Raw genomic sequence first — 20628 nt, 5'->3', positions numbered from 1 at the left:
TGAAAACCTGATTCGTCCACTATATAGTTTTTTGTTATTTTTCCTTAGTGACGTGACAATCAATTGAAGGCAAGCGGCGTTCTACTAATGCCACTTCGTAAACAGAATGTCAGCCATTCACCAAGAAACGTATTAAGCTGATGCTTTTCATCTTTCTGCATCAACTGGTCGTTGGGATAATCATATTTAGCTTTAATGCGAGAAAACTCTCCGCTTGAGCATACTTCAGCTACTCTCGCATCGTGATAAAGCCTGACAGACATCGTCGGTAAAGGAAACACTGGTGTTTCATCACTCTGACATATCTCAACAACTGTGGTGTATTTTGTGATTTCATTCACGGTCAGTTGATAAACCATATTCGCCGCCTGATAACAGCGTACGTCACCAACTTCGGCAGAGGCAGGCAGCAAAGCGTTCAACTTCGCATAGTTGGTCTCATAAGTTCTCATAAGACCTGCTAAGTCGACATGGTATCTTTGCTTTTCAGCTACTTGCGCCATTACTTACTCTCCACCATAGGGGATTTACCCCATTGTGATGTCAATTCTTGATGATTTAACTGCAACCATTGAAGCGCAATGATTGAAGCACCATTTTCAAATTTGCCATCTTTCACCCACTGATACGCAGTTTCACGGCTCATTACATGGACTCGAATATCTTCATTCTCATAGTCTAAACCATGAATGCCATGCGCTTTAGATGCATCGACTTCACCAATGAACACATCAAGCTTCTCTGAGCAGCCGCCCGAAGAGGGATAATAAGAGGTAACCGAAGCAACACGTCCTACTTGAATGCCCGCTTCCTCTTCTGCTTCTCGACGAATCACAGCTTCTGCTGATTCATCTCGATCAATCATGCCAGCAACAATTTCGAACTGCCATGGGTGCGAATGCTCTAATGCTCCAACGCGGATCTGCTCGATGATCACGACTTGGTCAGTCACGGGGTCATACGGGAGCATGGCTGCAGCATGACCACGTTCGAACATTTCTCGTTCGACAATCCCACTCCAGCCACCGGCGAATAATCTATGCTTAAAACGGTATTTCACCATTTTAAAGAAGCCTTTAAATACGGTTTCTTTTGAGATTATTTCCACATCTTGGGGAGTAAAATCATTCTGTTGCTTGTCACACTGTTGCATTCAACACCTCTCTGAGTGAATCTTGTAGTTTACTCATTGTTATTCGCTTGCTCAAAGGACTTGGCTCAACTTTTTGTACAATAGTTATAAATTATTTTAAGCAATTCTCATTTATTTATTGCACAACTGGATAATTACGTGTAAAAAAGTGCAAAGTTTCGAGTAAATATCGTCCAAATTGAGTTAAACTACTGAGAATTAACCAATCTATAGACCGCGGGAATAGAAAATGAAAAAACTGCTTCCACTATTTATCAGTGCAGCGCTAGGCAGTATGAGTACATCTGCATGGGCAGACTCTCTTGCTGAAATCTATGACTTAGCAAAACAAAATGATCCTCAATTGCTCAGTGTAGCAGCGCAGCGTGATCAAGCTTTTGAAGCAATCAACTCTAGCCGCAGTGCCCTACTACCACAGATCAACTTGACAGCAGGCTACGACATCACTCGTGGCGACAGAGATCTAGATGCAGGCGGAAAAACGTCTACTGACGAAAATGTACTGTCAGCAGGTGTTGGTTTTACACAAGAGCTATACAACCGTGCATCTTGGATCACGCTTGATACCGCAGAGAAAACAGCTCGTCGTGCCGACGCAAACTATGCCGCAACACAACAAGGTTTGATCCTTCGAGTTTCTCAAGCGTACTTCGAAGTGCTACGCGCACAAGACAACCTAGTGTTCGTTCGTGCAGAAAAAGCAGCGGTTGGTCGCCAACTAGAGCAAACTAAACAACGTTTTGAAGTTGGTTTGTCAGCAATCACTGACGTACACGATGCGCAAGCACAATACGATGCTGTACTTGCAGACGAAGTATTGGCGGAAAACTCGCTAATCAACAGCTACGAATCGCTACGTGAGATTACAGGTCAAGAGCACAAGAACCTAAACGTTCTAGATACAGCTCGCTTCTCTGCAAGCCGCTCTTCTGAAGCTGCTGAAACATTGATTGAAGAAGCGAAGACAACCAACCTAAGTCTATTATCTGCACGTATCGGACAAGACATCGCGCGCGATAACATCTCACTAGCAAGCTCTGGTCACCTGCCAACGCTTTCGCTAGACGGTGGCTACAACTACGCAGATACATCTGAAAGTGTTACAGATAACACGACTGACGGTTTCAAAGTCGGTGTTAACTTAGCAGTTCCTCTATACACTGGTGGTCGTACAACGTCTGAAGTGAAACAAGCAGAATACGGCTATGTATCAGCAAGCGAAGAGCTGGAAAAAGAATACCGTAGTGTTGTGAAAGAAGTGCGTGCACAAAACAACAACATCAACGCTTCTATCGGCGCACTAAAAGCATACGAACAGTCTGTAGTGTCAGCGCAATCTGCACTAGAAGCGACAGAAGCCGGTTTCGATGTAGGTACTCGTACTATCGTTGACGTATTAGACGCAACTCGCCGTCTATACGATGCAAACAAGAACTTGTCAGACGCACGTTACAACTACATTCTTGCTGGTCTTCAGCTACGCCAAGCGGTAGGTACACTGAGCGAGCAAGATATCCTAGATGTTGATGCAGGCCTTAAGCCAGCAAAATAAATGTCTCATGTATACCCAAGTAACCTCTAGACGCTTAGTTCAGCGAGAATGACTTGGGTATAATGCATAAAACGCCAGTTGAGCTTTCAACTGGCGTTTTTTATTGCGAGCTATTTTGCTAAGCATTACATTCCAAAAAACAATTACGATCAAAAAAGGTCGCCCATAGAGCGACCTTTTCTTTAAGAATCGAAAGCAAGGAAGGCTTAGCCTTTACCGCCTTTGATGGCATTGATGATTTCGCTAGTTGAGCAACCATCTTCAAAGTTCAGCACGCGAACCTCACCGCCTGCGGCAATCACTTCTTTACCACCAGCGATCTCTTCAGGCTTGTAATCACCACCTTTCACTAACAAACTTGGTAATACTTCCGAAATAAGGCGTTGAGGCGTGTCTTCGCTGAAAGGCACAACCCAATCGACAGCACCTAAACCAGCTAACACAGCCATACGACGATCGGTTGGGTTTACTGGACGACCAGGACCTTTTAGACGTTTTACCGAATCATCCGTGTTTACCGCAACAATCAAGCGATCACCAAGTTCTGCGGCGTGGTTTAAGTAAGACACGTGACCAGCGTGTAAGATATCGAAACAACCATTAGTCATCACAACCTTCTCACCTTTCGCTCGTGCTTTCTTCACGGCTTCAATCAGAGCTTGCTCTGAAATCACACCGTAATCTGTATCTTGGCTACCGTGAATGGCTTCTGCCAGCTCAATTTCAGAAAGCGTTGAGGTACCCAATTTACCAACCACAACACCTGCCGCTGCATTGGCTAGAGCACAAGCTTCTTCAAATGATTTGCCTGCGGCAACAGAAGCCGCCAATACAGAGATCACCGTATCGCCCGCACCAGTTACGTCATAGACTTCTTTTGCTTGAGTCGGTAGATGGAATGGTTCCTGACCACGGCGGATCAGCGTCATACCATTTTCACTGCGCGTTACCAATAGAGCTTCAAACTCGAACTCTTCTACTAGTGCTAGCGCTTTTTCTACCAGCTCTTGCTCTGACTTCACCTTACCAACAACATCTTCAAACTCTTTCATGTTTGGTGTCAGTAGCGTTGCACCACGGTAGCGTTCGAAGTCTGCGCCTTTCGGGTCGATGAAGACTGGGATATTCGCAGCACGTGCTTTCTGGATGTAAGCCTGTACATGTTCTAACGAACCTTTCGCGTAATCAGACATGATCACAGCTTTCACGCTTGGCAAAGCAGTTTCCATACGAGATAACACAGGTTCAGCATCGGTGTTTTCGAACTTATCTTCAAAATCCAGACGAATCAATTGCTGACCACGGCTCATCACACGTAGTTTAGTGATGGTTGGGTAATCAGGCAGCGCGACGAAATCGCATTTTACTTTTAGCGAGTTCAGCGTTTCAGTCAGAACTTTCGCTGGCTCATCCATCCCCGTTAGACCAACAATGTGAGCGTGACCGCCAAGTGAGGCAATATTCATTGCCACGTTCGCAGCACCACCTGGACGCTCTTCATTATTTTCTACTTTCACAACAGGTACTGGCGCTTCAGGAGAGATACGTCCAGTCGGGCCATACCAGTAACGATCTAGCATGACATCGCCGATGATAAGCACACCAGCGCTGTTGTAATCAGGTAGAATTGGTTTCATTATTGGTCTCCAAAAATTAAATCGTGGTGAGTTTAACACAGCCTTTTTCTAGGCTGAACCTTGTGCACTGCTTCTGCTTAGGCAAACCATTGATTCCATGCTTGCTTCACCCACTCTCGCTCTGCAATAAATTTCTCTTCTGCCACATCGGCATCTAAGTTAAGCAAGTTTCGACGATGAATTTCATCGCGCATTGATGTGTATGCGCGTGTCAGTTGCATCGCTTGATCTTCTTCCATGACACCTTGTGCGATTAGAGTTTCAAAAATACGTACGTTATCGCACCAGCGAATGAGCTTAGGCTTACTGTGACTGTAGTTGAGCACAAGGTATTGAGCGAGAAATTCGATATCGGTAATGCCGCCATTATCTTGCTTAAGCATAAAACGACCGGACTTTTTCCCGCCAAGATGGTCACGCATTTTCTCACGCATATCGACCACTTCTTTCTTTAACGTGTCTTGGTCACGCGGTTTACACAACACATCATGGCGAGTGTTATGGAAGGCGATCGCCAAAGGCTCATCACCATAAATCATACGAGCACGCACAAGAGCTTGATGCTCCCACGTCCAGGCATCTTTATGTTGATAATCATCAAATGCATCTGTTGGGCTGACTAATAAGCCTGAAGCGCCAGATGGGCGTAAGCGAGTATCCACTTCATACAGAATGCCTGATGCTGTACGAGTTGAGAAAATATGGATGATGCGCTGCGCTAAACGAAGATAGAACTGGCGACCATCGATTTCTTTTTTACCATCGGTATAAACGTTAACTGGGCAATCGTGCATGAACACAATATCAAGGTCTGAGTTATAACCCAGTTCCCAGCCGCCGACTTTCCCGTAACCAATCACGGCGAAGCCTTTGCCTTCACGATCTTTCACATGCGTTGGCTCGCCATACTTTTCCGACACTTGCAGCCACGCTTGGTTCACTACCGCTTCAACGATCGCTTCCGCTAAATACGTTAAGTGGTCACTCACTTTCATGACGGGCAATACACCAGCAATGTCTGCCGCTGCAATACGTAAGATACAGATTTGCTTAAACTGGCGCAGCGCTTCCATCTGCTGCTCCATATCATCCTCTGGGATGCGGGCAAGGAAATCACGTAGCTCTGTTCGGTAGCTATCAAGTGGAATTGGGTTGTACAGATGCTGAGGGTCGATCAACTCATCAAGCAGAATCGGATAACGCGATAGCTGCTCTGAAATCATAGGACTGGCGGTACATAAACGAACCAGCTGTACCAAGGCTGCCGGATGTTCATCCAACAATTCAAGATACGTTGTACGAGTGCAGATGTTGTGCAGCAAGTGCAAAACACGTGGCAAGCCGAATTGCGCATCTGGGTGGGCAAATACCGCATCAAAGACTTTAGGCATCAACTTAGTCAGCACTTCACGACCACGTGGTCCAAGTGTTTTCTTTGCCAAGTCCGCTTTGAACTGCATGATGGTTTTTGCTAGCTCTTGTGAGTTTTCAGCTTTAATGTCCTCTTGTAGAACGTGTTCAAGCACATCTTGCTTGGTCGCCATGTCCCACAATTCGTGAAAATGACGAGCCACCGCTTCTGTTTCATCTTCTTCGTCATCACCGATTAAGCTTTCAAACACCTTGTGGACATTTGCCATGTGTTGTTGGGTTTGAGCAATGAGCGTATCCCAAGATTCAAAACGCATCGCCGTAGCAAGTTTCAATTGCTCATCTTCACAATCCGGCAAGGTTTGCGTTTGCTTGTCTGCCATGGCTTGCAACAGGTTTTCTAGCTGGCGCAGATATTTATAGGCAGCTTCAAGATTATCAACCTCTGATTGAGTCAGCTGACCTAGCTCACCAATGGCATTCAAAGTTTCTAGTAAACCACGACCACGTAAAGAAGGTTCACGACCACCACGAATTAACTGGAACACTTGAGCGATAAACTCAATCTCGCGAATGCCGCCAGCACCCAGTTTAATGTTGTTACTCAAACCGCGACGGCGCACTTCACTGCTGATCATTGATTTCATGCGGCGCAGGGATTGAATCGCGCTGAAGTCGATATAACGGCGGAAAACAAACGGACGCAGCATCTGGCGCAACTCTTGATATTGCGGATACATTTCACTGCCCATCACACGCGCTTTGATCATCGCGTAACGTTCCCAATCTCTTCCTTGTTCTTGGTAGTAATCCTCTAGTGCCGCATAGCTCATTACCAACGGACCACTCTCACCAAACGGACGCAAACGCATATCTACACGGTAACAGAAGCCGTCAAAGGTTTGTTGGTCGAGCGCTTTAATGATGCGCTGCCCTAAACGGGTAAAGAATTGCGCATTAGCAATGCTGCGGCGCGCGCCTTGTGTCTCACCGTTTTCTGGATAAGTAAAAATCAGATCGATATCAGAAGAGAAGTTCAGCTCGCCGCCACCAAGTTTACCCATGCCGATGATCAGCATAGGCTGCGCTTCACCTTCTGCATTGGTTGGCGTGCCCCATTCATTGCAACAAATCTTGTATTGCCATTGATAAGTTTCGAAGATCATCGCTTCAGCCAGTTGAGACAAATGGCAAAGCGATTCTTCTAACGTCCAAGTATGGGTGAAGTCTTTCCACGCAATGTAAATCATTTCGCGGTTACGGAACTGACGCAACACACGATGCCCAGCCATCTCATCTTGGCATCCAGCCAATAGCTCTGCTAGACGAGTACGATACGCTTGTTGTCGACTGCTTTCTGCCAGCATGTTTGGCAAGTCTTGCGCGAGTTTCTCATCGCGGTGAATCGCTTCGGTAATGAACTTACTTAGACCAGACACAAAACGAAACTGTTCGGCAATCTCGGTAGGCCATTGTTGAAAGTATCCCGCTTGCTCAGCATTTTGAACCGCGGAATCCGCGACAGAAATCAGTGACGAAGGCAGCTGCATTTTTCTTCCTTGTTTGAAAAGCACTGTGGTTTGAGAGGTATACACTCTTTTATACCAGAGTTGACATAAATAAAAACGCCCACAAAAGGTTTGTGGGCGTTTTATCAAAGCTTACAGAAACTAGACTTCGAAAGATTTAATCTTCTTATCTAGCTCTTCGGCGTTGCTTTGCATCATCTCAGAGGTTTCCAATAGCTCAGTCACGACCACAACTGAAGCTTCAACAAGCTCACGAACATTGGTTAAGTTTTGACTCATTTCCTCTGCAACGCTGCTTTGTTGACCTGACGCCGTTGCGATTTGGAAATTCATGTCGTTAATCTGCGTCACCTGCCCAACAATGCCATCCAACTCGCTACCAGCATTTGATACCAGCTCTACCCCTTCTGCTGCTTCAACAACACTTTTCTCCATCAACTCCACTGCTGAGGTGGCACTTGATTGAAGCTGAGTAATCATCTCTTGGATTTCAACGGTTGCTTGCTGAGTGCGTTGTGCAAGGTTACGAACTTCATCTGCAACGACAGCAAAGCCGCGACCAGCTTCACCAGCTCGCGCCGCTTCAATTGCCGCATTCAGTGCAAGCAAGTTAGTTTGCTCAGAAATACCTTGAATGGTGCCAACGACACTACCAATTGCGTCAACACGCTCTTCTACTTGGTTAACGGCACTTGCCGAAGACGCGATATCGGAAGACAGTTCACTCATCTTAGAGACCGTTTTCTGCAAGAACTGCTGACCAGTCACGGCTTGCGTTGATGCCTGCTCGGTCAATGAAGATGCCGTCTGCGCATGATCCGCAACCGTTTGAACTGTCGATGACATCTCACTCATTGCGGTAGCAAGTTGATCGATCTCATTAAACTCTTCTTGTGCCGACTCTTTCGTTTCCGACATACTCAATGTCATCACTTCGGTCAACGTTGCAAGCTCATCAGATGCGTTGATCTGCATTTGGATGACATCATGCAACTGACGACGGGTTTTCTCTAGCTCACGCGCTACGTCACCGTATTCGTCTTTACAATCCATACCAAATGGCACAGAAAGGTTTTTGCTTGCCATTAACTTGATTGCATCGTTCAAGTATTGTGTTTGTCGTAGCATGACACGAGCTGCTGCAAGCAGTAACACCACAAACACCACAATCAACAATGCAGTTTGCCAAGCCACTTGTGTTAAGTAGGCTTCATAGTGCTGTTGGGCAACTTGTTCATTTTGCGTTGCTGCAAGTAATGAGTTATAGAAGGTACTTGCGTCCCACAATTGCTTTGCCACAATCAAGATGGTGCTGAATACCATCAACATGACCATTTTCGGAACGAGCTTGATGTCGGATATCACCCTTTCCCACGGCTTAAATGCCAGCTTTTCCATTGTCAGTTCTCCACCGAGTCTTATATAGTCTTTGTATTACTTATAGTTATGCGCGCGATTGGCTCTGGTTGCGCGATTTATTTCGAGCTTCGTATGAAAAACTATGATATCAAAGACAGCACCAAACCGATGGGGTTGCTATCACTAATATTGTCCTTTATGGCGCTATTTGTGATCTCAGGCCTGTTGTTTTTCCCACTTGATCACGAAACCCGTCAAGTTCTTATCGGTCTGGATTTTATAATCTGTAGTATTTTTCTACTGCAGCTCATCGTAGATTTGATCCGAGCCACAGATCGTTGGTCATTTCTCAAGCATCACTGGATTGATTTTGTGGCGAGCATCCCAATGATTGAGCCTTTGCGCTTCGCTCGCTTATTTCACATCCTGCGTGTCATTCTGGTCTTACGCTCTTCAAAGTTCATTCTTTTCCAGCTCAAGCAAAACCGCCGTGAAACTACATTAGCGTCTATTCTGCTGTTAATGGTGGTTCTCATCACTCTTGGTTCTAGCGCCATGTTGTTTATTGAAGGGCAAAACCCTGAAGCCAATATTCAAACAGGAACAGACGCTTTGTGGTGGGCATTTGTCACTATTTCGACCGTTGGCTACGGCGACCACTATCCAGTCACGACAGGAGGCAAGCTGCTTGCCGTACTGATCATCATTTGTGGTGTCGGCATCTTCGGTATGATTTCAGGTTTGATCACGTCGATCCTAACCGCACCGACCAGACAACAGGACAATCGTTCTAAGAATAAAGAGAAGCTCTTGGAGCAAGTATTAGAAAGGCAGGAGCAGATCTTAAATCGACTGCAGTCCATCGAAGATGAACTGCAAGAGCAAAAACAACAGACAAAAAAATAGGACCAGAGGGTCCTATTTTTTGCTCTTATTCTTGCCAGTATGGCTCGACTTCAACACTGATTGCGCGAGTCTGATCCATGGCGTGCAGGATGGAACGTTCTTGGCGGTGCAGCCAGCGCTCTAACTGCTCTTGTTCTTCCCCTTCTAACATGCCAATTAATGGCAGAAGGTGATTAAGCATAAGCAGGTCGTCGATACCATGCACTAGGTCTGCCCACGGTAAACGGAAGGTATTGCGCTCTTCTGCATCGTACAAACTCGCAAAACCAATACCGGTGTACAAGTTACGTAAAAGACGGTATCGCTGATCCACATACTCTTGTGCCGAGAGCTCTCGCTCTGCGGGGAAAGCTTCCATCAGCTCAGCCCAAGTGCGATCCAACTGCTTCACTGAGAAAGGTTGAATGTTGCTCGACATCTTTTCGCGCGCTTTATCATCCAAAAACGGCTGCCAACCACGCGTCAGAATCCAACGGCTCAAATCCAATAACAAACCGGTGTAACGTGCAGAGCTTAATAGCTCTAACACCGCTTCGCGGCTTGGCAACTCACCCAGTTGTTGTGTCAACTCAGAAACAAGGAACTTACGCGCATCAAGTTTGCGCAGCACGTTGCCTTTATCATCTAGCAGCTCTTCTAAGTGAGCGTGTTCATCTAACCATTCAAGCTCTTCTTCTAGCCATTTCATTTCTTGGCGAAGAATTGCACTTGCTCGACGCGGCACCATGCTGCCAAAGATAGTAAATGTCTGGCGGATAAAGCGAATCGCATTAACGATTTCACGTAATGCTTCAACGCAATCACGCTCAGTGTAGATTTGCTCATGGTAATGCCAGTGCGATAGCGCATGCTCTAGAGAATTAATCAGGCAATACTCGACTGTGTCGTTTTTCGTGCTGTCCACTAATGCTAGTGGTTTGACTTCATCACCAGCGTAACCACTGGCTAGGCGATAGCCTTTCGCAGCTTTACTCAGGTTACCAAGGCGCATACCACCTGCCTCACACAAACTGCGAGCAAGGGTAAACAAAGCGTCTGTCTGACCCGATTTCAGCTCTAATTCAACTTCACAGATAGGATCTTGCTTCTCTTCTCCATCCGTACCTTGAGCAATCACAGCTCCTTGGTCGAATGCAACTTCGATTTGGCTACCATCAGGCATCCCAATCAACCATTGTTCACGAGTAAAGTTGGTAGAAAAGAGCGGCGTCAGTTCCGCTTGTAGCGTAGCAACATCTTTGCCAGAAGGCCAGATATCAGAAGGATGAAGCGTGAGGTCCGGCTCATTACTGGTGTGCTCAGCATTGTATTCTGGTCTTTGATGAAGGCCTGCAACAACGCGTCCTGCTGTTTTTACAGTCTGGACAAAAACATCATCAAAACGGCGAATTCTTAAACCAATGTCGTGCTTTCTTAACCATTTATCAGCGGTATCAAAGTAGGTGTTACCCAAATCACGACTACTGTGCTGAAGTACTTTTGTTTCGGAAATTTTAGCTCTTAAAGTCTCTGAAAATTCAGGAGAAACAAAAAACTTCAGTTCTATCTCGGTTTCCATAGCTATACCTTTCAAAGCAGATAGAAACAGGATATTGCCTAATTTCTCACACGGCAAGAAAGAAATATCACCCGAATGATGATCTAAAACAGTTTTAATGAGCGATTTAATGCGTTAACATGCGCGCCTTTATAGCCATCGTTCAACATTTCGCCAAGAAATGGTGTATGTTTTTTTAAGGTTATAGTTATTAGGTTGAATGACCATGCCAGTAAATACAATTATGGGGTTATTTGCAAAGTCCCCAATTAAGCCTTTGCAGCGCCACGTTGTGTGTGTCAACGAATGTTGTTCACACCTGGTTAAGTTCTTTGAAGTATCTTCAAAGGGTGACTGGGAAAAAGCAGCTGAAATCCGTGCTCAAATTTCTCACCTAGAGAAAGAAGCGGACGTGCTAAAACGTGAAATCCGTCTAAAACTGCCTCGCGGTTTGTTTATGCCAGTCGATCGTACTGACATGCTTGAGCTTCTAACTCAACAAGACAAACTTGCTAACCTGGCAAAAGACATTGCTGGCCGTGTATATGGTCGTCAACTTGTCATTCCTGAGGCTCTCCAACCAAACTTCCTCGCATACGTTCAACGTTGTCTTGATGCGGCTGATCAGGCGCAAAAAGTAATTAACGAACTTGATGAACTTCTAGAGACCGGCTTCAAAGGCCGTGAAGTAACGCTCGTTGCTGAAATGATTCATCAATTGGACGTAATTGAAGATGATACCGATGCAATGCAGATTGAACTTCGCCAACAACTGATGGTGATTGAATCTGACATGAACCCTATCGATGTCATGTTCTTGTACAAGATTCTTGAATGGGTAGGTGGTATTGCCGACCAAGCGCAGCGCGTAGGTGCTCGTTTGGAAGTCATGCTATCTCGATCTTAAAACATAAGTTAACGACATAACGAAGAGCATTATTCACGCGTGTCAGATGGACGATGACAAAATTCACCGTCTTATGGGCTGACGCGCGCAAAATTTTGCTCCGCTTGTTATAAAACAACTAGGTATTACGATGGATATCCTTGCGAACTACGGCACTGTCCTGATTATTGTTGCAGCGATTTTTGGTTTCATGATGGCGATTGGTATTGGCGCGAACGACGTTGCTAATGCTATGGGTACATCTGTTGGCTCAAAAGCGCTAACCGTAAAACAAGCAATCATCATTGCGATGATCTTTGAATTTGCGGGTGCATACCTTGCAGGCGGTGAAGTAACCGACACTATCCGTAAAGGTGTTATCGAAACATCTCTATTTGCTAGCCAACCTGATATTCTTGTCTACGGCATGATGTCAGCGCTTCTTGCGGCTGGTACTTGGCTTCTACTTGCTTCTTACATGGGCTGGCCAGTATCGACTACTCACTCTATCATCGGTGCAATCATCGGTTTTGCGTGTGTGTCTGTAGGTACTGAAGCAGTTGATTGGAGCAGTGTACAAGGGATTGTCGGTAGCTGGATTATTACTCCGGTTATCTCAGGCTTCTTTGCTTACGTCATTTTTGTCAGCGCACAGCGTCTGATCTTTGATACTGAGAACCCACTATTCAACGCAAAACGTTTCGTTCCAGTTTACATGTTCATCACGACAATGGTGATTGCACTTGTAACTATCAAGAAAGGTCTGAAACACGTAGGTCTGCACCTTAGCAACGGTGAAGCATGGATGTGGGCAGCAGTCGTATCTGCAGCAGTAATGGCTGGCGGTTACTTCTACATTCAGAAGAAATTTGCTAACCGTGAAGAAGACCGCAGCTTTGCTGGCGTAGAAGGTATCTTCAGCGTACTAATGGTTATCACAGCGTGTGCTATGGCATTCGCTCACGGTTCAAACGACGTAGCTAACGCGATCGGTCCACTGTCTGCAGTTGTATCAACTGTTGAGCACATGGGTGAAATCACAACGAAAAGCTCAATCGCATGGTGGATTCTTCCTCTAGGTGGTTTTGGTATCGTTGTTGGTCTAGCAACACTAGGTCACAAAGTAATGGCAACAGTTGGTACTGGTATCACCGAACTAACACCAAGCCGTGGCTTTGCTGCTCAGCTAGCAACAGCATGTACAGTAGTTCTAGCGTCAGGTACAGGTCTACCTATCTCTACAACGCAAACACTGGTTGGTGCGGTTCTAGGTGTAGGTTTCGCTCGTGGTATTGCAGCCCTTAACTTAGGCGTAGTTCGTAACATCGTTGCATCTTGGATCGTTACACTACCTGCTGGTGCGCTACTAGCAGTCGTATTCTTCTACGGCATCCAAGCGATGTTCTCGTAACACTGCTTTAGCGCGAAGCGCTGGGTCAATACAATGTAAACGCTTTGTCATTATTGACTCAAACGCACAGAAAGGGAGGCTTTGCCTCCCTTCTTTGTTGCACCCAAGTTTGAAACTGCATAATATTCGTCTATTTCCGGCTCCAATAATTCGGTGCCAAAGCTGTATCCAAGAAAATCGTTAAGGGATTTACTGTGAAAAAACTAATCATCACGGTTTTGTTTACTTTGCTAGCAGCGCCAGCGGCACTAGCGGCAGACCGTTATATTTCTGATGACCTATTCACTTTCATGCACTCTGGTCCAAACAACACTTACCGTATCATGGGTAGTGTTAACGCAGGCTCTAAAGTACAACTTCTTCAAACAAACAAAGACACGGGTTACACCCAAATCCGTGATGCGCGCGGTCGTACTGGCTGGGTTCAAAGCAAGTTTGTAACTAACCAAGAGAGCATGGCAATCCGCCTTCCTCGCGTTGAGAAAGAACTGAAAGAAGTGAAAGAGCAACTGGCAAACGCACGCCAGAACTCAGACACAGAAAAAGCGGGTCTAGTAACGTCACTAGAAACACGCAACCAACAAATTTCTGATCTAGAGAAGAAATACTCTGAAATTAGCGACCAGCTTACTTCTGTTGAAACAGAAAACCGCGAACTTCGCGCCAAACTAGACACACAAAAAGACGACATGTTACTGAAGTACTTTACTTACGGTGGTGGTGTTGCAGGTCTAGGTCTACTGTTTGGTTTGATTCTTCCTCATATCATCCCACGTAGAAAGAAATCTCCAGCAGGTTGGGCGTAATCACCTTACTCTGAATCGGTAAAAGAAAAGCCAGTCGAACTCGACTGGCTTTTTTGTTTTGTCTGTTTAGTCCTGAATGACACAGAGAAAGAAACGATAGGATGCCTCTAGCCTTTCCATTCATACAAAGCAGGGATACGGATCTGCTCGCCTTGGAATTCGACAATGACCGCTTGAGGTTGGATCTCTTTTAAGGTCACTTGCCCATCGACAACATCGCCTTGGTGGTACTCAACATTGTTAATTTTCACCCAACGTCGCTTTACATCACTTGAGTACATGTGAGTTTGTAAGTTAAGAGCAGGCAAACGACCATGCCATTGTTGAGCTTCTCGCTCTAAATCGTCAACAGACGAGCTATCGTTTGTCGATGGCTGGTCATCGTTCGCAAGCGCGTTCTCTACTTTCAAAGCAAGGTCAGGCGACAATGAGGACAAATCAAGATCATCTAAAGACAAACCAAGGTCATCACCACTTCGCATTGTAGGGCTTGTTTTTACTGTTTTCTGAGGCTCGTTGAGTAGCTCTTGCTCACCAGGAACGGCGTCATTACTCGCATACTCTTCACCAATAAAGGTGCCAATGTCCTGTGAGAGCTCTGCTGTTGGCCATTCACGCTGAAGCTGCGCCAATTGGGGCTCTTCAGGATAACTCAAGCTTTCAAAGTTAGTCGTAGATTTAAGCTCGACCAATGCATTGGTTGCTTGTGCTTGTATCTCTGTTGCCGCTGGAGCTATGCCCTCTTGAGCAAATAAGTCCAAATACCAAGCAGCACCGACTGCCGTAATGCTTACCGGCAATAAAAAGAGCCCCACATGCTTCATGACTGACATTATGCGCCCTCCTCTTTAATCTGTTTCAAGGCAGGAGCATCAGTTTGCACGCTCTGCTGTAAGCGCTCTAAAGTTCTTTGACCGGCAATACCATCAACGCCAATGCCCTGCCAACGCTGGAACAATTCCACTCGCTCTTTTAATGCAGCATCAAAGATGTCCGTGCCTAATGGCTGTTCATTCACCGCTTGAGCGAGAAGGGTATCCAATACTTCAATTGCTGGACCTTCCATATCTAAACGTAGGGTGTCTCTCAGAGGAGCTTGCCACAATTCAATGATATTGCCCTGCCACAATGGTTTAAGCCATGAAACAGGCAATCGCAAACGTTGGCTACCATTAAGGACTTCCACCTTGTCATTTCCAATCGCGTACAACAGAACATAACCCACTTGCCCTTGGTAATTCAGCTCTAAGATGACAGGGCGATTTTGTTGCACTAACAACGGCCACGTTGCCATTTTACGCTCACAACGCATGGTTGATTGCGGTTCGGACAAACACAAGTTGTCACGAACAGAGGCACGATAGCCCCACAGCTTGTACAGTTCATTAACTGCCAAGTTCGATTGCGTCTGCTCTAAGAGCATATTGCGTTGTTCACTGGTGAGTTGCTCGTTTATCTCTGCAGTTACAGGTTGCGATGTCGTCTGAGCAACTTGAATGGGGTTAGATTGGATACTGGTACTAACTTGAGATGGCATTTTCTGCATCACTGCCCAACCAATACCTACCGCGGCAAACACGCCAATCGCAGCAGAGCCCCAAGTAGGCCATTCAAAGCTACGACGGATAGGCTGGTCTTGCTGGTAAATTTCCGCTTGGAACTGCATCACCTCTTCACAAGCCTGATGTACTGTTTGCTTATCAACCACAACATTACCTTTGTGGTAACTCAGGTTTAACGACTTATCACAAATCAGGTTAATCAAGCGTGGGATGCCGTGACTGTACTTAGCAATCAATTTGGTCGAGCTACGGTCAAACAACTGTTTATCACCACCAGCAGTATGCAGGCGGAAAGTAATATAGTCCGCAGTCTCTTTCTCATCGAGTGGTAGCAGGTGATATCGACCAGTAATCCGTTGAGCAAGTTGACGCAATTGAGTGGTTTGCAGCAAGCGTTGCAGCTCTGGCTGACCAACTAACAGCACTTTGAGGAGCTTTCTGGTGTCCGTTTCTAAGTTGGTTAATAAGCGAAGCTGTTCAAGCACATCAGCGGCTAAGTGCTGAGCCTCATCAATCACCAATAAGGTCGTCCAGCCCATTTTATGATTGCGCAATAAGTAATCATGAATCGCTTGGTTAAGCTGCTTGAGGCTCGCTTCTTCGGGGTAGGTGACTTTGAACTCGTCACAAATGGCTTCAAGTAAATCGCGGCTTGAGAAGGTCGGATTAAGGATCAAGCCCGCTTTCGTATTCTCATCCAAGTTTGCCAGCATGGCTTTAGCAACCGTGGTTTTACCTGTCCCTACTTCACCGGTTAGCATTGCAAAACCACCACCATCGCCTAACCCCGCCTGCAGATGCGTAATCGCCTCTTTATGACGTTGACTCAGATACAGATAACGCGAGTTTGGAACTATGGAAAATGGCAGTTCAACAAACCCGAAAAAGTCCTTATACATTAGGATCTCCAGCTAAAACCCACCCTCAATCAAATCGGGTATTTCCTTATTAGACTTAAACAAAGCGCTAAGTTCTTTTAGAAGTAAAGAAAAGTACCATTGCTTGCTACAATGTCCAACGTCAGATCGATAAATTAAGAGGTAATCCGTGCAAGTTTATTTAGTTGGTGGAGCAGTTCGAGATCATTTGCTTGGAATAGACAGCTACGACAAAGACTGGGTTGTAGTTGGAGCAACGCCGGAAATCATGCTTAGCCAAGGCTATACTGCGGTTGGAAAAGATTTTCCTGTGTTCTTACACCCTAAAAGCAAAGAAGAACATGCCCTTGCACGAACCGAAAGAAAATCTGGCGCAGGCTACACTGGCTTTGATTGCTTTTTCGATCAAAGTGTCACATTAGAAGACGATCTGATCCGTCGTGACCTCACTATCAATGCGATGGCAATGGATAATGACGGTAAGTTGTACGACCCCCATGGTGGCCAGCAAGACCTGCAAGCTAAAGTGCTGCGCCATGTTTCGAATGCCTTTATCGAAGATCCACTGCGTGTTTTGCGTGTCGCACGCTTCGCTGCAAAGTTAGCCCACTTAGGCTTTAGTGTCGCAGAAGAAACCATGCTGCTGATGCGCAATATGGCAGAATCAGGAGAACTGAGCATGCTGACACCAGAACGCGTTTGGCAAGAATGGCACAAATCATTGTCCACTGCTCGACCTGACGTATTCTTATCAGTGCTTAGAGATTGCGGTGCATTAGCGGTTGTCTTGCCTGAAATTGATGCATTGTTTGGGGTCCCTCAACCAGAGAAGTGGCACCCGGAGATTGATACTGGTATCCACACCTTAATGGTGGCTGAGCAAGCAGCAAAACTCAGTGATTCACTGCCAGTTCGATTTGCTGCACAAGTGCATGATTTGGGTAAAGGCATCACGCCAGAAAAGGAATGGCCGAGCCATAAGATGCATTGCCATACCGGTTTGAAGCTAATCAAAAAGCTGTGCGATCGTGTACGTGTACCTAATGAGTTCCGCGACTTAGCATTAATGGTGTGCGAGCAGCACTCCAATATTCATCGAGCGGCTGAGCTTAAACCTCAAACCGTCATCAAAATTCTCAATAAGTTTGATGTTTGGCGTAAATCCGAACGCTTGCAAGATATCTTAATTTGCTGCCAAGCCGATCACGCAGGTCGTAAAGGATTAGAACTGCAACCCTACCCGCAAGCAGAATTGTTTATGCAAGCCTATAAAGCAGCGGCATCAGTCGATGTGCAAGCCATTATTAAAGACGGTTTTCAAGGACCTGCTATTCGTGATGAACAAGAGAAGCGCCGTGTAGAAGCGGTTAGAATTGCATTAGGCAAATAAGCCCGGCAAAGCAGGTAGACAGACAAAAACGCCCGCAATTAAAAGCGGGCGTTTTTATTTCAGTTTTAGCTGCTCAACTTAAGCCGTTAGCAAGAAGGCGAATAAACCGAAACCTAGAATCAGACGGTAAATCACAAATGGCGTCATACCCATACGTGAAATCATCTTCAAGAAGAAGTGGATACAAATGTACGCACTGATAAAGGAAGTCACAATACCGGTTAGCAGGAAGCCAACGTGGACTGGCTCGCCACTTGTTACCAGTTTCAAGCCTAGGTAACCACCAGCCAAGGTGATGATTGGAATCGACATCAGAAACGAGAAACGCGCCGCAGCTTCACGAGTAAAGCCAAGGTACAAAGCCGCAGTAATCGTGGCACCAGAACGAGAAGTGCCAGGGATCATAGCAAGCGCCTGAGCGATACCAATAAATAGCGCTTTCTTCCAACCCGTTTGGTATTCATCGGCAACCAGTTTTGCATTCTTGTCTACCCACCAAAGTAGCAGACCAAAAATGATGGTCGTCGTTGCAATTACATAGGCACTGCGCAAATAGATCTCAATGATATCTTTCATCAACAAACCAAATACACATGCAGGAATCGTAGCCAGCACGATCATCCATGCTAATTTGGCTTCTTTACTGCGATCACCCTTAAAGATAGAAGCAAATAGCGCTTGGAATAGCGTGATGACTTCTTGTCGGAAGTAAATCACAACGGCCATTAACGTACCAACGTGAACAGCAACATCAAATGCCAGACCTTGGTCTTCCCAACCAAGAATGGCAGAAGGCAGGATCAAATGGGCAGAGCTGGAAATTGGCAAAAACTCTGTCAGACCCTGAATCAGAGCCAAAATAAAGGCTTCAAAGTAACTCATGTAAACAACTCAAAATTAAAGTGAAAAAGAAACTGGTTTGAGTGAATCGACTGGCTGCATCGCCTGCCAAATATCTGCGATTGTTCTTCCATCGCCGGGGATCACCAATTGAGGTTCGAGATCATACAGGGGCTTTGTTACAAAAGGATATTTGTAGATATCACTGCGAGGTAGCTCAGGTTTTTGTGGCGAAATGCATTCACCGAACAAGACTATATCGAGATCTAAGGTTCGATCCTGATACTTTTGCGCGTTTTCTTCGCGCCCCCACTGAAATTCAATCTCGCGTAAGTGGTGACTCAACTCTTCGAGTGATAGCTTCGTGGAGAAACTAATCACGAAGTTGTAGAAGTTTTGACTACTAAAGCCGATTGGCTCGCATTCATATATCGGAGAAACACACAGATCGCAGCCTAGCTTTTGCAACTCTTGATAAGCTACTCGCGCGTGCTGCTCTCTTTCTATATTGGTGCCTACTCCGATATACGTTTTGATCATGCCTGACCTCGCTCAATCACAACACCAACTGCGCGTGCTTGAGGAACCGCACCAGGCTTCGCTAAACGAATTTTCACCCAAGGTACAGAGAAACGTTGCATAATAAGTTCTGCAACTTCTTCTGCGACACGCTCAACCAACAAGAAACGACCATTTTCGATGTGATTCAACACCGCTTCACTCACTTGTGAGTAATCCAACGCATCTTGAACATCATCACTCTTACCCGCAGGTTTGTTGTCGTGTGCCATTTCGATATCCAGAACCAGCTTTTGCTTGATTTGCTGTTCCCAATCGTAAACGCCGATGGTGGTGATTACTTCTAACTGTTCAATAAAAACTTTATCCAGAGCCATCTTATGTCCTTCTTTTACAGAGGTCGGATACCCGATTTGGGCAAATTGATCGTACTATTCTATACCCAAGCAACCTACTATGACCTTTCACTCTGTAAATTGGCTGAAAAAGTCGCTTGGGTATAAACTGCGAAGACTCTTTATATACAAGAAATCCCATAATGCAAGCTCTATCGCAGAGAGTATTTTTGCTCAAAGCCGAATCACGGTATGATAGCAATTACTCAGGAACTGAGCATTAAATTCCAATCCATCAAGGACTTCTATGGACGCACTGGCACTAATAATGACAATGGCAGCCTATTTGCTGGGTTCTATCTCCAGCGCGGTGCTAATTTGTCGTTTATTAAGACTGCCGGATCCGCGTAAAGTGGGCTCTAACAATCCTGGAGCCACCAATGTCCTGCGTATCGGAGGCAAAGGTGCAGCGGCGGCAGTGTTGCTGTTCGACATGCTCAAAGGAACAATTCCAGTTTGGAGCGGCTACTTTCTTGGTATCGACCCAATCATCCTTGGCGTTATTGCCATTGCAGCGTGCCTTGGTCACATGTACCCAATATTCTTCCACTTTAAGGGAGGGAAAGGTGTCGCAACAGCACTTGGTGCAATAGCCCCTATTGGATTGGATCTGACTGGGCTAGTCATGCTGACTTGGTTATCGGTCGCTTTGTTGTTTCGCTACTCTTCTCTAGCTGCGCTTGTTACGGTACTCGTTACGCCCTTCTATGCTTGGATGTTCAAACCGCAGTACACCTTACCTGTCGCGATGCTTTGTTGTTTGATCGTGTTTAAACATCATCAGAATATTCGCCGCTTATTGTCAGGGGAAGAACCCAAGATTGGTGAAAAGAAATTGGTAGAAAAAAACTCGGCGTAATGCCGAGTTTTTTGTTTATTCAATCGTTACTTGAAAAA

General features: G+C 45.7%; 18 protein-coding genes. 7 read left to right on the top strand and 11 right to left on the bottom strand.

Going from position 1 to position 20628, the window contains the following annotated elements; genetic code table 11:
* Positions 1 to 59: 59 nt before the first annotated feature.
* A complete protein-coding gene (locus J4N44_RS01995) occupies positions 60 to 503 on the bottom strand; it encodes a DUF1249 family protein (RefSeq protein ID WP_005395930.1) in 444 nt (147 codons plus the stop codon).
* Positions 503 to 1153 (bottom strand): ADP-ribose diphosphatase, encoded by a 651-nt coding sequence (gene nudF, locus J4N44_RS01990; RefSeq protein ID WP_005450390.1) that lies wholly within the window; start codon positions 1151 to 1153, stop codon positions 503 to 505. Before nudF ends, J4N44_RS01995 begins: the two co-directional genes overlap by 1 nt.
* Positions 1154 to 1382: 229 nt before the next feature.
* Between nudF and tolC the strand changes: the two genes are divergently transcribed.
* The gene (gene tolC, locus J4N44_RS01985; RefSeq protein ID WP_005450392.1) at positions 1383 to 2705 is read left to right on the top strand and encodes an outer membrane channel protein TolC; all 1323 of its coding nucleotides are present in this window, start codon (positions 1383 to 1385) and stop codon (positions 2703 to 2705) included.
* Positions 2706 to 2911: 206 nt separating this feature from the next.
* Here tolC and hldE read toward each other — a convergent pair whose 3' ends face one another.
* The 3 genes from hldE to J4N44_RS01970 all read right to left on the bottom strand — a co-directional run bounded on the left by hldE (position 2912) and on the right by J4N44_RS01970 (position 8640).
* Positions 2912 to 4342 (bottom strand): bifunctional D-glycero-beta-D-manno-heptose-7-phosphate kinase/D-glycero-beta-D-manno-heptose 1-phosphate adenylyltransferase HldE, encoded by a 1431-nt coding sequence (gene hldE / locus J4N44_RS01980; RefSeq protein ID WP_005450394.1) that lies wholly within the window; start codon positions 4340 to 4342, stop codon positions 2912 to 2914.
* A gap of 77 nt (positions 4343 to 4419) precedes the next feature.
* Positions 4420 to 7263, bottom strand: a complete 2844-nt coding sequence (gene glnE, locus J4N44_RS01975) for a bifunctional [glutamate--ammonia ligase]-adenylyl-L-tyrosine phosphorylase/[glutamate--ammonia-ligase] adenylyltransferase (protein ID WP_252044807.1) — start codon at positions 7261 to 7263, stop codon at positions 4420 to 4422.
* A gap of 120 nt (positions 7264 to 7383) precedes the next feature.
* The gene (locus J4N44_RS01970; protein WP_005450397.1) at positions 7384 to 8640 is read right to left on the bottom strand and encodes a methyl-accepting chemotaxis protein; all 1257 of its coding nucleotides are present in this window, start codon (positions 8638 to 8640) and stop codon (positions 7384 to 7386) included.
* A gap of 48 nt (positions 8641 to 8688) precedes the next feature.
* Here J4N44_RS01970 and J4N44_RS01965 point away from each other — a divergent pair, with 48 nt between their 5' ends.
* A complete protein-coding gene (locus tag J4N44_RS01965) occupies positions 8689 to 9507 on the top strand; it encodes an ion transporter (RefSeq protein WP_005450400.1) in 819 nt (272 codons plus the stop codon).
* 25 nt (positions 9508 to 9532) lie between these two features.
* Here J4N44_RS01965 and J4N44_RS01960 read toward each other — a convergent pair whose 3' ends face one another.
* Entirely contained in the window at positions 9533 to 11065 is a 1533-nt protein-coding gene (locus tag J4N44_RS01960) for a CYTH and CHAD domain-containing protein (protein WP_009697592.1), read from the bottom strand.
* A gap of 205 nt (positions 11066 to 11270) precedes the next feature.
* Here J4N44_RS01960 and J4N44_RS01955 point away from each other — a divergent pair, with 205 nt between their 5' ends.
* From J4N44_RS01955 to J4N44_RS01945, 3 genes are all read left to right on the top strand, one after another.
* Positions 11271 to 11951 carry a TIGR00153 family protein gene (locus tag J4N44_RS01955; protein ID WP_005450406.1) on the top strand — a complete coding sequence of 227 codons (681 nt, stop codon included), beginning with the start codon at positions 11271 to 11273 and terminating at the stop codon, positions 11949 to 11951.
* A gap of 130 nt (positions 11952 to 12081) precedes the next feature.
* Positions 12082 to 13341, top strand: a complete 1260-nt coding sequence (locus J4N44_RS01950) for an inorganic phosphate transporter (protein ID WP_005450407.1) — start codon at positions 12082 to 12084, stop codon at positions 13339 to 13341.
* A 194-nt stretch (positions 13342 to 13535) separates the two neighbouring features.
* Positions 13536 to 14147: a TIGR04211 family SH3 domain-containing protein gene (locus tag J4N44_RS01945; protein WP_005450408.1), complete on the top strand. Its 612-nt coding sequence runs from the start codon at positions 13536 to 13538 to the stop codon at positions 14145 to 14147.
* Between the two features lie 107 nt (positions 14148 to 14254).
* Here J4N44_RS01945 and J4N44_RS01940 read toward each other — a convergent pair whose 3' ends face one another.
* Together J4N44_RS01940 and J4N44_RS01935 are read right to left on the bottom strand one after the other, a co-directional pair.
* Positions 14255 to 14980: a general secretion pathway protein GspB gene (locus J4N44_RS01940; protein ID WP_009697591.1), complete on the bottom strand. Its 726-nt coding sequence runs from the start codon at positions 14978 to 14980 to the stop codon at positions 14255 to 14257.
* On the bottom strand, positions 14980 to 16608 hold the full coding sequence (locus J4N44_RS01935; RefSeq protein ID WP_252044806.1) for an ExeA family protein: 1629 nt from the start codon (positions 16606 to 16608) through the stop codon (positions 14980 to 14982). Before J4N44_RS01935 ends, J4N44_RS01940 begins: the two co-directional genes overlap by 1 nt.
* A 148-nt stretch (positions 16609 to 16756) precedes the next feature.
* Here J4N44_RS01935 and J4N44_RS01930 point away from each other — a divergent pair, with 148 nt between their 5' ends.
* Positions 16757 to 17977, top strand: a complete 1221-nt coding sequence (locus tag J4N44_RS01930) for a multifunctional CCA addition/repair protein (RefSeq protein ID WP_252044805.1) — start codon at positions 16757 to 16759, stop codon at positions 17975 to 17977.
* Between the two features lie 78 nt (positions 17978 to 18055).
* Here the strand turns inward: J4N44_RS01930 and J4N44_RS01925 are convergent, their stop codons facing one another.
* From J4N44_RS01925 to folB, 3 genes are read right to left on the bottom strand one after another with little or no spacing between them, the layout of a single operon-like run.
* Positions 18056 to 18859, bottom strand: a complete 804-nt coding sequence (locus J4N44_RS01925) for an undecaprenyl-diphosphate phosphatase (protein WP_009697588.1) — start codon at positions 18857 to 18859, stop codon at positions 18056 to 18058.
* Positions 18860 to 18874: 15 nt separating this feature from the next.
* Entirely contained in the window at positions 18875 to 19357 is a 483-nt protein-coding gene (folK, locus tag J4N44_RS01920) for a 2-amino-4-hydroxy-6-hydroxymethyldihydropteridine diphosphokinase (RefSeq protein WP_005450416.1), read from the bottom strand.
* Positions 19354 to 19713: a bifunctional dihydroneopterin aldolase/7,8-dihydroneopterin epimerase gene (gene folB, locus J4N44_RS01915; RefSeq protein WP_005436044.1), complete on the bottom strand. Its 360-nt coding sequence runs from the start codon at positions 19711 to 19713 to the stop codon at positions 19354 to 19356. The genes folK and folB overlap by 4 nt, the downstream gene beginning before the upstream one ends.
* 265 nt (positions 19714 to 19978) lie before the next feature.
* Here folB and plsY point away from each other — a divergent pair, with 265 nt between their 5' ends.
* The gene (gene plsY / locus J4N44_RS01910; RefSeq protein WP_005450419.1) at positions 19979 to 20590 is read left to right on the top strand and encodes a glycerol-3-phosphate 1-O-acyltransferase PlsY; all 612 of its coding nucleotides are present in this window, start codon (positions 19979 to 19981) and stop codon (positions 20588 to 20590) included.
* Positions 20591 to 20628 lie beyond the last annotated feature (38 nt).

It is taken from the genome of Vibrio sp. SCSIO 43155, assembly GCF_023716605.1.
Classification (GTDB): Bacteria; Pseudomonadota; Gammaproteobacteria; order Enterobacterales; family Vibrionaceae; genus Vibrio; species Vibrio harveyi.
The sequence above is the reverse complement of the archived record's forward strand: the minus strand, read 5'-3'. Positions and strand labels throughout refer to the sequence as shown.

Coding starts and splice junctions, on each gene's coding strand:
- J4N44_RS01995 (WP_005395930.1), bottom strand. CDS start 503: ATGGCGCAAGTAGCTGAAAAGCAAAGATACCATGTCGACTTAGCAGGT.
- nudF (WP_005450390.1), bottom strand. CDS start 1,153: ATGCAACAGTGTGACAAGCAACAGAATGATTTTACTCCCCAAGATGTG.
- tolC (WP_005450392.1), top strand. CDS start 1,383: ATGAAAAAACTGCTTCCACTATTTATCAGTGCAGCGCTAGGCAGTATG.
- hldE (WP_005450394.1), bottom strand. CDS start 4,342: ATGAAACCAATTCTACCTGATTACAACAGCGCTGGTGTGCTTATCATC.
- glnE (WP_252044807.1), bottom strand. CDS start 7,263: ATGCAGCTGCCTTCGTCACTGATTTCTGTCGCGGATTCCGCGGTTCAA.
- J4N44_RS01970 (WP_005450397.1), bottom strand. CDS start 8,640: ATGGAAAAGCTGGCATTTAAGCCGTGGGAAAGGGTGATATCCGACATC.
- J4N44_RS01965 (WP_005450400.1), top strand. CDS start 8,689: ATGCGCGCGATTGGCTCTGGTTGCGCGATTTATTTCGAGCTTCGTATG.
- J4N44_RS01960 (WP_009697592.1), bottom strand. CDS start 11,065: ATGGAAACCGAGATAGAACTGAAGTTTTTTGTTTCTCCTGAATTTTCA.
- J4N44_RS01955 (WP_005450406.1), top strand. CDS start 11,271: ATGCCAGTAAATACAATTATGGGGTTATTTGCAAAGTCCCCAATTAAG.
- J4N44_RS01950 (WP_005450407.1), top strand. CDS start 12,082: ATGGATATCCTTGCGAACTACGGCACTGTCCTGATTATTGTTGCAGCG.
- J4N44_RS01940 (WP_009697591.1), bottom strand. CDS start 14,980: ATGTCAGTCATGAAGCATGTGGGGCTCTTTTTATTGCCGGTAAGCATT.
- J4N44_RS01935 (WP_252044806.1), bottom strand. CDS start 16,608: ATGTATAAGGACTTTTTCGGGTTTGTTGAACTGCCATTTTCCATAGTT.
- J4N44_RS01925 (WP_009697588.1), bottom strand. CDS start 18,859: ATGAGTTACTTTGAAGCCTTTATTTTGGCTCTGATTCAGGGTCTGACA.
- folK (WP_005450416.1), bottom strand. CDS start 19,357: ATGATCAAAACGTATATCGGAGTAGGCACCAATATAGAAAGAGAGCAG.
- folB (WP_005436044.1), bottom strand. CDS start 19,713: ATGGCTCTGGATAAAGTTTTTATTGAACAGTTAGAAGTAATCACCACC.
- plsY (WP_005450419.1), top strand. CDS start 19,979: ATGGACGCACTGGCACTAATAATGACAATGGCAGCCTATTTGCTGGGT.